Source organism: Novosphingobium silvae, assembly GCF_009856825.1.
In the GTDB taxonomy this organism is placed as follows: domain Bacteria; phylum Pseudomonadota; class Alphaproteobacteria; order Sphingomonadales; family Sphingomonadaceae; genus Novosphingobium; species Novosphingobium silvae.
Genome location: NZ_WVTD01000004.1, coordinates 132,285 through 144,140, shown reverse-complemented (window position 1 = coordinate 144,140; position 11,856 = coordinate 132,285). Strand labels below are relative to the sequence as shown.

The following is an 11,856-nucleotide window of genomic DNA, read 5'->3' as shown; positions in this document are numbered from 1 at the left end:
GCTCAGACCTTCCAGCCCGAATGGATCGCCACGAGGCCGCCCATGATCGGCTCGACCTTGGTGTGCCTGAAGCCTGCGTCGCGGATCATCCGTTCGAACTCGGGCATGGGCGGGAAGCGGCGGATCGATTCGATGAGGTAGCGGTACGATTCGGCATCGCCTGCGATCATCTGCCCGATCCTGGGCACCAGCTTGTGCGAATAGGTATCGTAGACTTCCTTGAAGCCCGGCCATTCGGTGGTGGAGAATTCAAGGCAGAAGAAGCGCCCCCCGAACTTGAGCACGCGGTGCGCCTCGGCCAGGGCCTTGTCGATGTGAGTCACGTTCCGGATGCCGAATGCGATCGTGTAGGCATCGAAGAAGCGGTCGGGGAAGCTCAGCTCCTCCGCGTTCTGGCGAGACCAGACGAGCCCGTCGATGCCCTGCTCCATCGCCCGCTCGATGCCCACGTCGAGCATGTCCTGGTTGATGTCGGAGACGGTGATGCGCGCGCCCGCCTGCTCCATGCGGAAGGCGATGTCGCCGGTGCCGCCCGCCATGTCGAGGATCTGCTCATGCGCGCGCGGCTTCACGCGGCGCACGAACTTGTCCTTCCAGAGCCGGTGCATGCCTGCCGACATGGCATCGTTCATGACGTCGTACTTACGGGCCACGCTGGAGAAGACGGCGCCGACGCGCGCCTCCTTCTCGTGGCTTGCCACATCTTCGTAGCCGAAGGAGACGGTATCGCTGGTTTCGCTCATGGCCCAAGTCTCTAGCCATCCGCACCTTCCGGCGCCACCTTAGTTTTGAACCGAACGCGTCAGTTTCGAGCCGGAGGCGGGGCTCGGACCTTGCCGGCCTGGCGAGCGCCGAAACCACGATGCCGGCAAGGATCAGCGCCATGCCTGCGAAGTGGCAGCGCTCAAGCCGCTCGCCCAGCAGGAGCGCGGAGAGCAGTGGTATCCCGTTGGGATTGGCTGAAGGCGCAGTCATTCCTATCTGCACGAGACCATGCCTGAACTTCCAGAAGTCGAAACCACGGTACGCGGCCTTGCGCGGTTCCTCGAAGGCGAGAGGATCGCGCGCGTCCAGCTCAACCGGGCGGATCTGCGCCGGCCGTTTCCGCCCGACCTCGTCCAGTCGCTCACCGGCGCGAAAGTGACGGGCATGGGCCGCCGTGCAAAGTACGGCCTCGTCCATACCGACCGCGAGCAGACGATGGTCTTCCATCTCGGCATGTCCGGACGCTGGCGAATCGAGCCCGAGACGCCCGACAGGCACGACCATCTAGTGCTGGAGACCGGGAGCGGCCATGTGCTCGCGCTCAACGATGCGCGCCGCTTCGGCTCGGTCGATCTGGTGCCCACCTCGGACCTCGCGTCCTGGGGCCCCTTTGCCTCGCTCGGCCCCGAGCCGCTGGGAGAGGAACTGACGCCCCGGCACCTTCATGCCGCCTTCGCGGGACGCACTGCCCCCGTGAAGCAGATGCTGCTCGACCAGACCGTCGTCGCGGGGCTGGGCAACATCTATGTGTGCGAGGCCCTGTTCCGCGCCGGGATACGCCCCGACAAGGCGGCCGCAGGCCTTTCCCTGCCGGCGCTGAAGCGGCTCGTCCCCGCCATCCAAGAGGTGCTCGGCGAATCGATCGCGGCGGGAGGCTCCACCATCCGCGACTATGCGCAGCCGAACGGCGAGCTGGGCTACTTCGCGGCATCGTGGAACGTCTATGGGCGCGAGGGCAAGCCTTGCGCCTGCGGCGCCCCGGTGCTGCGTTTCGTGCAGGGCGGGAGAAGCACCTTCTGGTGCCGCAAGTGCCAGAAATAGGCGCTTTGCGAGCCCCCTCCGGGTTGACGAAAGTCACCCCCGCCGCTAAGGGGCGCGCTTTCCGGCGAGTCCGCTCGCCAAGAGCAGATTCGTTAGGCATCGGCGGCGCAACACGGGTTGGACCGCCAGACAGAGGAAATTCGATGGCCAATACGCCGCAAGCCCGCAAGCGCATCCGTCGCAACGAGCGCCGCGCCGAGATCAATACCAACCGCGTCAGCCGCATCCGCACCTTCATCAAGAAGGTCGAACTGGCTCTCGACGGCGGTGACAAGACCGCTGCAGCGGACGCCCTCAAGGCTGCCCAGCCCGAACTGGCCCGCGGCGTTGCACGCGGCGTGCTTCACAAGAACACGGCTGCGCGCAAGCTGTCGCGCCTGACCAAGCGCGTCTCCGCGCTCTGAGTCGCACGCCGATTCGGAACTGAGGCAGGTGCCTTGCACCTGCCGCGAGCACGAAACAGGAACGGAGTCGGGGTGATGCATCCCGGCTCCGTTTTTGTTTTTGCGCTGCAGTGCAGCATGCTCGGCGACAAACGCGCGGAAAACCTGCGATTCGGCGCGTTGCAGCGCGGAACATCCTGAATTTTAAGCAGATTACACTTAGGCGACGGAAATGCGCCGGTCCCGCCTGAGTCAACCGCGATAATTTTATTTATTTGGGGAGGCCCGTCTTGCCTGCGAGGCAAACGCCTTCCTAAAAGAGGCCTCGGCCGTTGCGGAACGGGCCGGGGAAACATCGATAGCGTCTGAAACAACGGTCGCAAACCTGCGTTTGCGGTTGGGGTGGGTTTTACCCATCGCCGTCATGGACGCTGCCGATGTCGAGCCGTTCCGCAACCAGGGTGTCATGCGGACAGGGGAGTTCGACCGGTGTCAAATACGTCAGCAAGCCACCCTGCGGTGGCGCCCTCGGCGAACCCGATTTCGGCGGATCCGAACTCGGCAGGCCCGACGGTCGAACAAGGTGCAAATGGCGTGAACAGGAAGTCCAAGGCGGTGCGAGTGGCGATGGAAGAAGATCAGGAAGCCGTAAATCTGGCGGCGGACTGGGCAGACATCAGCCAGGGCCTGCGCAAGGACCTTGGCCAGCAGGCGCACAGCCAGTGGATCAAGCCGATCCAGCCCGGCAACTACTGCAAGGAAACCGGCACTCTCGATCTTTACCTGCCGACCGAATTTTCGGCGAACTGGGTGACGGATCGATTCGCTGACCGCCTTTCGCTGGCATGGAAGATCGCCCGCCCCGACGTGCGCCACGTGCGCATCCTCGTACACCCGGGCCGCCGCCAGCTGCCCGAGCTGCGCCTTGGCAACGGCGGCCGTCCCTCCAGCGCGCCTGCCAACGATTCGGCGCAAGGCTCGGTTGATTCGCTTTCGGTCGCCCTCGCCGGCGAATCGTTCGCGGCTCTCGGCCAGGGCCCTGCGGGGATCGACGCCTCGCAGACCTTCAACAGCTTCGTCACCGGCGCGTCGAACGTGCTCGCCTGCAATGCCGCGCAGCGCATGGCCGCCACGGAAACGCCGCAGTTCTCGCCCCTCTACCTCAAGGCCGCCACCGGCCAGGGCAAGACCCATCTGCTTCACGCGATCGGCCACGCCTATCTTGCGGCGCACCCCCATGCCCGCATCTTCTACTGCTCGGCCGAGCGTTTCATGGTCGAGTTCGTCCAGGCGCTGCGCCAGAACCAGATGATCGAGTTCAAGTCCCGCCTGCGCGGTTTCGACCTGCTGCTGGTGGACGATATCCAGTTCATCATCGGCAAGGCATCGGCGCAGGAAGAACTGCTCTACACGATCGACGCACTGCTCGCCGAGGGCAAGCGCCTAGTATTCGCCGCCGACCGTGCCCCCCAGGCGCTCGACGGCGTGGAGCCTCGCCTGCTCTCGCGCCTGTCGATGGGCCTCGTCGCCGACATCCAGCCCGCCGACATCGAGCTGCGCCGGTCGATCCTCGAAAGCCGCCTCCAGCGCTTCGCCTCGATCGTGGTGCCCGCCGACGTGATCGAGTTTCTTGCCCGCACCATCAACCGCAATGTCCGCGAGTTGGTGGGCGGCCTCAACAAGCTGATCGCCTATGCCCAGCTGACGGGCCAGGCGGTGTCGCTGCAGCTGGCGGAAGAACAGCTGACCGACATTCTCTCGGCCAATCGCCGCCGGATCACCATCGACGAGATCCAGCGCACGGTGTGCCAGTTCTATCGCATCGACCGGACGGAAATGAGCTCCAAGCGCCGCGCCCGCGCCGTGGTGCGTCCGCGGCAGGTGGCGATGTACCTCGCCAAGGTGCTTACCCCTCGCTCCTACCCCGAGATCGGGCGCAAGTTCGGTGGCCGGGACCACTCCACCGTGATCCACGCCGTCCGGCTGATCGAGGAACTGCGCACCCGCGATGCCGACATGGACGGCGACGTGCGTTCCCTCCTGCGCCAACTCGAAAGCTGAGGACCGCCGCCGCGATCGTTTTGCCGCAGCGCACTTTCGACCCGCCGCCGAAGTTAACAGTTCGATAAGGCGCATTCCTTAGCCTGCCGCGCGGCGCTTGCGGGCGTCGGCACTCCGGCAAGAAGGCTATCGGATTCATGCGCTTCTACAGGGCCACGGCTTTCCTCTTCCCTCGCAGCTATGAGCGGCGAGTCATGTTCTTCTGCTTCGCTGCCGTGCATGTGCCGTTGGTCGCGTGCATCGCCTTCCAGGCATTCACCGGAGAGTGGCAGGTAACGACGCTGCTGACGCTGCTTCTCGCCACGCTCGTCGGCACGGGCCTCGGGCTCGCCGCCATACATGCCCTGCTCGCCCCCATTGGCGAAGCGACCGCCATGCTCTCGGCGATCCAGAACGGCGAGCGGATCGTCACGGTGCCGCAAGGCGGCGACGATCTGGTCGGACGACTGCTTCGGGGCGTCACCACCACCGCGAACGAGACCGCAGCGCGCATGGAGCAGCTCGTTGACGCTGCCGAACGCGATCTGCTGACGGGCATTCGCAACCGCCGCGGGTTCCTCGATTCGGCGGAACAGGTGCTGCGCAGCCGCAGCAACGCCGTTCTCGGCATCATCGACATCGACCACTTCAAGCTCATCAACGATGAATTCGGCCATGACGCAGGAGACGCCATACTCCAGGCGCTGGCTCAGAAGATCGAGAACCACCTGCGCCGCAGCGACATCGCCGCGCGCTGGGGCGGAGAAGAATTCGCGGTGCTGCTGCCGCGCACGACGCTGGAGGAGGCGCGCCTCGTCATGGAGCGCCTGCGCGCGGCGGTGGCGCTTGATACCCGGCTCGGCATCGCCGGTCGCGCCGTCACGTTTTCCTGCGGGCTGGCGCCGGTACGGACCTTCGCGCAGCTCGGCGACGCGACCAGGCAGGCGGATGCCGCGCTCTATTCCGCCAAGAACGCCGGGCGCAATCGGGTGCATGTTCGGGGTCTTTGACACGGGGTTTCCGGTGCGACAGCCGCGAGGCCCCGGGGTGGCAGGCGGCCCGCCTTCAATGGCTTCACCCCTTGCCCGTCATGCTGTAGGCGCAGGGGCATGATTCCCGCCACTTTCGCACAGGCCGTCTGGCGCGGCATTCGCAGCCGCTGCCCGCGTTGCGAGCAGGGCAGCCTTTTCGCCCGGTGGCTGAAGCCGCGCGAGCGGTGCTCAGTCTGCTCGCTCGACCTGACGCCCCAGCGAGCCGACGACTTCCCGGCCTATATTGCCATGATCGTGACCGGTCATCTGATGGCGCCGCTGATCATCGCGCTCTCGCTGGACTTTGCGCTGGGCCCGGTTGCGATGATGGCGATCCTGGTTCCCCTGGCACTCGTGATGATGCTCGGGATGCTCCAGCCCGCCAAGGGCGGCGTGATCGCGGTGCAGTGGTGGAACGGCATGCACGGCTTCGTCAAGGAACGGCTTCCCACACCGGAACCGACGGAGCGGGAACGGCCATGACCTTGACCGCAGATCGCCTCGGCCGCTTCGCCCGGCACATCGTGCTGCCCGAGGTCGGCGGTGTCGGACAGGTGGCGCTGGACAAGTCGCATGTCGTGCTTGTCGGCTGCGGCGGGATAGGCAGTCCTTCCCTGCAGTACCTCGCCGCAGCCGGCATAGGCCGTCTCACCCTGGTGGACGATGACGTGGTCGACGTCAGCAACCTACAGCGCCAGACGATTTATACGCCGTCGGATGTCGGCAGGCCCAAGGCGGAAGCGGCAGCCGATTGGGTGCGGCGTTTTGATCTTGGCCTGGAGGTTGACCCCGTGATGGCGCGGGTGGGGGATGGCAACGCGCCCGACGTCCTTTCCGGCGCCGATCTGGTACTTGACGGCTGTGACAACTTCGCGACTCGGCTGCTGGTGTCAGATACCTGCGTCGCGCTGGGCATCCCGCTCACCAGCGCGGCGATAGGGCGCTTCCAGGGGCAAGTGGCGAATTTCGCCGGGCACCTGCCGGACCATGCCTGCTACCGCTGCTTCGTGGGCGACGCCTTCGACGCGGTGGACTGCGACACTTGCGCTGCCGACGGCGTGCTCGGCGCCATGGTGGGCATGGTGGGCACGTTCGCAGCGATGCATGCCATGCGCGTGCTTCTGTCTGGCCATGCGGCGCTGGGCGAGCCGCAGTTCGGGACGCTCCACCTCATCGACGGCCTTGCGCCTTCGATGCGCCCCCTGCGGATCGCCAAGGACCCGGCGTGCCGGGGCTGCGGCCCGGAACGCCACTCCGCGAACGCGGCCTGACGCCGCCGCCCCAGGCTACCCTTTCAGCATCTGCTCCACCCACTCAGGCACGATCCGCGTCGCCGGGCCATGCCGGGCCTCGTCGAACCAGGCGGTGCCTTGGCTGGGCTCGAGGTTGAGCTCCAGCGTCGCCGCGCCGAGATCACGGGCGTTGCGCACGAACCCGGCCGCTGGATAGACCGCGCCCGACGTGCCGATCGAGACGAACAGGTCCGCCTTGCGCAGGGCCGCGAATATGTCCTCCATCCCGTAAGGCATCTCCCCGAACCAGACGACGTCGGGCCTCAGCGCGCGGGCGCCGCAGCGCGGACAGGGCGGGCGTTCGATCAGCGGCCCGATCCACCGCGAGCGTACGTCGCACTCGGTGCACCAAGCGTTGAGATGCTCTCCGTGCATGTGGAGGACGCGGCGCGCGCCTGCGCGTTCGTGCAGGTCATCGACGTTCTGGGTGACGATCAGCAGTTCGCCCGCCCATTCGGCGTCGAGCCGCGCCAGTGCGCGATGCGCGGCGTTGGGCTCCTTGGTCTGGATCGCCGCGCGGCGCATGTCGTAGAAGCGCAGGACAAGCTCGGGGTCGCGGGCGAAAGCCTCGGGCGTGGCGACATCCTCCACCCGGTGCTGCTCCCAGAGGCCGCCTTCGGAGCGGAAGGTATCGATGCCGCTTTCCGCCGATACGCCGGCACCGGTGAGGATCACGATATTGCGGATTGCGTCCAAGATCGGGTTCCCTGTGTTCACCCGCCGCTCCTCCGCCTTGGGAGAGGCTTGTTTCGGGGTTCATTGTGCGCCATTCGCAGCCACCAGACTGGGGCATGATGCGTGCCGGGACAAGTTCGGCATGGCGGCCGGTTGGAGATAGCGAAGTGGCACGAATCGGAATCATCGGCAGCCAGGGGCGCATGGGGCAGGCGATCGCGGCTGCCATCGCGGATGCCGGAGAGGATCTTGCCGGCGGTGTCGACAAGGGCGGCGAGGTGGCCTCTGTCGCAGCGCTTGCCGATGTGCTGATAGACTTCTCCAGCCCGGCCGCGCTCGAGGACAACCTCGATGCCGCCATCGCAGCCGGCGTGCCGATCGTCGTTGGCACCACCGGCCTCGAGGAGCGCCACCACTGGCTGATCGATGCGGCGGCACAGACCATCCCCGTGCTCCAGACCGGGAACACCTCGCTCGGCGTCACTCTCCTGGCCCATCTCGCGCGCGAGGCGTCCGCGCGCCTGGGCGAGGACTGGGACATCGAGATCGTCGAGACGCATCATCGCATGAAGGTGGACGCTCCGTCCGGCACCGCGCTGCTGCTCGGCGAAGCAGCAGCCAAGGGCCGCGAGGTGGGCCTTGCAGACGTTGCCGTGCGCGGCCGCGACGGCATCACCGGCAAGCGCGAGGCAGGCGCGATCGGCTTCGCGGCGCTGCGCGGCGGAAGCGTAGCGGGCGATCACACCGTCCACTTCCTCGCCGACAACGAGCGCCTCTCGCTCTCGCACCTGGCCGAGAACCGGGGCATCTTCGCCAAAGGCGCCGTCCGCGCCGCGCAGTGGCTCCTTGGCAGGAGCCCGGGACGCTACGCCATGCCCGAGGTGCTCGGTCTTTGAAGAGGGACCACGTCTTCGAGTTCTTCCGCCGCCTTGCAGAAGCCAATCCCTCGCCCGAGACGGAGCTGGAATACGGCAACACCTACCAGCTTCTGGTCGCCGTCACGCTTTCGGCGCAATCGACCGACGTGGGCGTCAACAAGGCGACCCGGGCGCTGTTCGCGAAAGTGAAGACGCCCGCCCAGATGGTCGAACTGGGCGAAGAGGGGCTGAAAGAGCACATCAAGACCATCGGTCTGTTCAACTCCAAGGCCAAGAACGTCATCGCCCTTTCGCAGATCCTTGTCGACCGGCACGGCGGCGAAGTCCCGGCGGACAGGGACGCGCTGGTGGAATTGCCGGGCGTCGGGCGCAAGACCGCCAACGTCGTCATGAACTGCGCTTTCGGCGCGGAGACATTCGCGGTCGACACCCACATCTTCCGGGTCGGCAACCGCACCGGCCTTGCAAAGGGCAAGACCCCGCTTGCAGTGGAAATCCAGCTGGAAAGGAAAGTGCCCCAGCCCTTCCGCGTGGGTGCGCATCACTGGCTGATCCTCCATGGCCGTTACATCTGCAAGGCCCGCACGCCCGAGTGCTGGCGCTGCCCGGTCGTCGATCTTTGCGCCTACAAACCCAAGGTCTTGGACAAGGCGGCGAAGTCGCCGGCGAAAGTGGGCGCCAAAAAGGCCGCTGCCTGACGTCTCCGTCTTGATGGCGGACGGATTTGGTCGGACACTCCCCGCACCGATCCGTCGGCAACGAGAGGATGATCCATGACCAGAGGCCCCGCTGCAACGCTGCTCCTGCTGCTGCCCCTTGCCGCCTGCGCGCAGGGCGAGGCGCGCGACACGCCGCCGCCATCCCCGGCCGCAGAAGTGGTCGGCAAGCCACAGGACTGCCTGCCGCTCAGCCAGTTCTCTAACACCCGGGTGCGCGACGACCGAACGATCGATTTCATCGGCTCCGGCCGGCGCGTCTGGCGGGTCACGCTGCCAAACCGCTGCAGCGGCCTCAAAGCCGCCGACAGCATCACCTACGAAACATCGCTTTCGCAGCTCTGCCGGCAGGACATCGTCTATCCGCTCAACCGGTTCGGCAACGATTTCCAGCGAGGCGCCGGCTGCGGCCTTGGTCCCTTCGTCCCGGTGAAGCTCTCCCGGTGAGGCCTTCTTCCGGCCAGGCGCCGGGAGAGCTTATGTCCGGACGGCCGGCTCATCCTGTTCCGAGCCGCCGCTGACCGCCGAGATCACCGTCGCGCACACAAGATCGCCGATGACGTTGAGGGTCGTTCGGCACATGTCGAGGAAGCGGTCGACGCCGATGATGAGGCCGATGCCTTCGGGCGGCACTCCCACGCTGCCCAGGATCAGGGCGACGACCGGAAGCGAGCCCGCCGGAACTCCCGCCGTGCCGATCCCGGCAAGGATGCAGATCACCATCACGTAGAGCTGCTGGCCAAGGCTGAGCTCCACGCCGAAGAACTGCGCGAGGAAGATCACGGTCACGCCTTCGAACATGGCAGTGCCGTTCTGGTTGGCCGTGGCGCCGATCGTGAGCACGAAGCGGGCGACCCGGTTGGGCAGCTTCAGTTCCTCGTCCGCCACCCGCAGCGAGGTCGGCAGCGTGGCGTTGGAACTGGCGGTGGAGAAGGCGAGGACGCTCACCTCGCGCGTCTGGCGGAAGAAGGCCACTGGGCTCTTGCGCGCGACGAAAGCGAGCAGCGCCGGATAGACGCCGAACATCTGCAAGCCCAGCGCCAGCAGCACCACGCCCACGAATGCGGCGAGCTTGCCCAGCAGGTCCCATCCGAACTGCGCGGAAAGGTTGAACATGAAGCAGAAGATCGCGAAGGGCGCCAACTGGATCACCAGACCGATCAGCTTCATCGCGACTTCGAAGATCCCTTCGATCGCGCCTTTCAGCGTCTGTGTGCTGGGCGTCTTCACCAGCAGAAGGCCGATACCGAAGAACAGCGCAAAGAACATCACCGCAAGAATGTCGTTGTTGCTCATCGCGGTCACGACGTTCGACGGCACCAGCGCCAGCACCGCATCGACGCCCGACGCGGCCTTGGTGGACGACTGAAGGATGCTGCCGGCGGAATCGGCGCCCTTGGCCAGAAGGTCCTGCGCGGCCTGCCGGTCAACACCGTCGCCGGGCCGGATCGTGTTCACCACCAGCAGGCTGATGGCGACCGCGATGCCCGAGACGACGAAAGTGTAGACCAGCGTCGCTGCTCCTACCCGCCGCAGCGCGCTGATCTCGCCCATCTCGGCGATGCCGATGACGAGCGCGGAGAACAGGAGCGGCAGCACCAGCATGAACAGCAGCCGCAGGAAGATCTGCCCCACCGGCATCGTCACATAGGCGATGAGCCCTGCCACCCACTGCGCATCGCGCGCGAAGGTGTAGGTCAGCAGCCCAAGGGTCAGCCCCGCCACGAAGCCGATCAGGATGCGCCACTGCAGGCGGCTGTGCCCCTTCTCCGGCTCGGAGGCCCGGTGTTCGGTTGTCTGCGACATGTGGGATCGGTTCTCCAGAGCCGGCTGCGTGCCGGCGCTATCGTTTGTGTTACTGTGCGCCCTGCAGCGCCGCCTCGGCCACGCGGCGATAGATGCGGACAAGCGCTTCCAGGTCGGCGATCGCGACTGCCTCGTCGCGCTTGTGCATCGTCGCGTTGCAAAGGCCGAACTCGATCACCGGCGACAGGTCCTTGAGGAAGCGCGCGTCCGAGGTGCCGCCGCTGGTGGAAAGCTCCGGCTCGATCCCGGTCTCGGCACGGATTGCGGCCGCCAGCATGTCCGAGAAGCCGCCCGGCTGCGTCAGGAAGGCCTCTCCCGAGATCACCGCCCGTGCGCTGCCGCCATGTCGCCCGGCGATCTCCTCAACGCGGCGGGAGAGTTCCTCGCCGGTGTGAAGGTCGTTGAAGCGGATGGAGATGCGTGCCGATGCCTTTGCCGGGATGACGTTGGTTGCCGGATTGCCGCACGATATGTCGGTCACTTCCAGATTGGAGGCCTGGAACCAGTCGGTTCCGTCATCCAGTGCCAGCGCGTTGAGTTCCGCCAGCATGGCGACCAGCTTCGAGATCGGGTTGTCGGCAAGGTGGGGATAGGCAACGTGGCCCTGCACGCCTTCCACCTCGAGCCAGATGTTGACCGAACCGCGCCGCCCGACCTTCATCATGTCGCCCAGGCGGTGGACCGAGGTCGGCTCGCCCACGAGGCAGAGGTCGGGTATCTCGCCTTTCTCGCGCATGATGCCGATCAGGGCCAGCGTACCGAAGCGGGCCGGGCCTTCCTCGTCGCCGGTGATGACGAAGCTGACGGTGCCCGCCTCGGCCGGAAGATCGGCCACCGCCGCGACCATCGCCGCGATCGAGCCTTTCATGTCCACCGCTCCGCGCCCGTAGAGCAGCTCGCCCCGCCGCTCGGGCTCGAAAGCGCCGCTCGTCCATCCCTCGCCCGGTGGCACGACGTCGAGATGGCCGGCGAAGGCGAAATGGCGTGAACCCGCCCGGCCGCGCCTTACCGCGAACAGGTTCTCGACCGGGCCGTCCGGCGCCTCGCCCGCAACGAAGCGCGTGATCTCGAAGCCGAGAGGCGCAAGCTGGCGCTCCAGACAATCGAACACCGCGCCTGTCGCGGGGGTCACGCTGGGGCAGGCGATCAGCGCTTCGGCAAGCTCGACGACGCCTGCGGTGGAGGAAAGGCTATGGGACATAGGCTTGTGCCATCGCACAGGAGTGTCG

13 protein-coding genes are annotated in these 11,856 nt (G+C 66.4%); 9 read left to right on the top strand and 4 right to left on the bottom strand.

What is annotated here, in order from left to right; genetic code table 11:
- Positions 1–2: 2 nt before the first annotated feature.
- Complete coding sequence (locus GR702_RS07310) at positions 3–743, bottom strand: class I SAM-dependent methyltransferase (protein WP_160985314.1); 741 nt, start codon at positions 741–743, stop codon at positions 3–5.
- A gap of 250 nt (positions 744–993) precedes the next feature.
- On the opposite strand from GR702_RS07310, the gene mutM reads away from it, so the two are divergent.
- From mutM to GR702_RS07275, 6 genes are all read left to right on the top strand, one after another.
- The gene (gene mutM, locus GR702_RS07300) at positions 994–1,806 is read left to right on the top strand and encodes a bifunctional DNA-formamidopyrimidine glycosylase/DNA-(apurinic or apyrimidinic site) lyase (protein ID WP_160985313.1); all 813 of its coding nucleotides are present in this window, start codon (positions 994–996) and stop codon (positions 1,804–1,806) included.
- A 143-nt stretch (positions 1,807–1,949) separates the two neighbouring features.
- Complete coding sequence (gene rpsT, locus GR702_RS07295; RefSeq protein WP_160985312.1) at positions 1,950–2,210, top strand: 30S ribosomal protein S20; 261 nt, start codon at positions 1,950–1,952, stop codon at positions 2,208–2,210.
- 606 nt (positions 2,211–2,816) lie between these two features.
- Positions 2,817–4,250, top strand: a complete 1,434-nt coding sequence (dnaA, locus tag GR702_RS07290; RefSeq protein WP_160985469.1) for a chromosomal replication initiator protein DnaA — start codon at positions 2,817–2,819, stop codon at positions 4,248–4,250.
- A 137-nt stretch (positions 4,251–4,387) separates the two neighbouring features.
- Complete coding sequence (locus GR702_RS07285) at positions 4,388–5,239, top strand: GGDEF domain-containing protein (protein ID WP_160985311.1); 852 nt, start codon at positions 4,388–4,390, stop codon at positions 5,237–5,239.
- Positions 5,240–5,338: 99 nt separating this feature from the next.
- Positions 5,339–5,743 (top strand): DUF983 domain-containing protein, encoded by a 405-nt coding sequence (locus tag GR702_RS07280; RefSeq protein ID WP_160985310.1) that lies wholly within the window; start codon positions 5,339–5,341, stop codon positions 5,741–5,743.
- The gene (locus GR702_RS07275) at positions 5,740–6,531 is read left to right on the top strand and encodes a HesA/MoeB/ThiF family protein (RefSeq protein WP_202408117.1); all 792 of its coding nucleotides are present in this window, start codon (positions 5,740–5,742) and stop codon (positions 6,529–6,531) included. Before GR702_RS07280 ends, GR702_RS07275 begins: the two co-directional genes overlap by 4 nt.
- A gap of 15 nt (positions 6,532–6,546) precedes the next feature.
- Here GR702_RS07275 and GR702_RS07270 read toward each other — a convergent pair whose 3' ends face one another.
- Entirely contained in the window at positions 6,547–7,248 is a 702-nt protein-coding gene (locus tag GR702_RS07270; RefSeq protein WP_160985309.1) for an NAD-dependent deacylase, read from the bottom strand.
- A 146-nt stretch (positions 7,249–7,394) separates the two neighbouring features.
- Between GR702_RS07270 and dapB the strand changes: the two genes are divergently transcribed.
- From dapB to GR702_RS07255, 3 genes are all read left to right on the top strand, one after another.
- Complete coding sequence (gene dapB, locus GR702_RS07265; RefSeq protein WP_160985308.1) at positions 7,395–8,123, top strand: 4-hydroxy-tetrahydrodipicolinate reductase; 729 nt, start codon at positions 7,395–7,397, stop codon at positions 8,121–8,123.
- Positions 8,120–8,803, top strand: coding sequence for an endonuclease III (nth, locus tag GR702_RS07260; protein ID WP_160985307.1), 684 nt, complete (start codon positions 8,120–8,122; stop codon positions 8,801–8,803). The genes dapB and nth overlap by 4 nt, the downstream gene beginning before the upstream one ends.
- A 75-nt stretch (positions 8,804–8,878) precedes the next feature.
- On the top strand, positions 8,879–9,268 hold the full coding sequence (locus tag GR702_RS07255) for a hypothetical protein (protein ID WP_160985306.1): 390 nt from the start codon (positions 8,879–8,881) through the stop codon (positions 9,266–9,268).
- 30 nt (positions 9,269–9,298) lie between these two features.
- Here the strand turns inward: GR702_RS07255 and GR702_RS07250 are convergent, their stop codons facing one another.
- Entirely contained in the window at positions 9,299–10,627 is a 1,329-nt protein-coding gene (locus tag GR702_RS07250; protein WP_160985305.1) for a dicarboxylate/amino acid:cation symporter, read from the bottom strand.
- Positions 10,628–10,676: 49 nt separating this feature from the next.
- Complete coding sequence (gene dapE / locus GR702_RS07245; protein ID WP_160985304.1) at positions 10,677–11,828, bottom strand: succinyl-diaminopimelate desuccinylase; 1,152 nt, start codon at positions 11,826–11,828, stop codon at positions 10,677–10,679.
- Between the last annotated feature and the right edge of the window lie 28 nt (positions 11,829–11,856).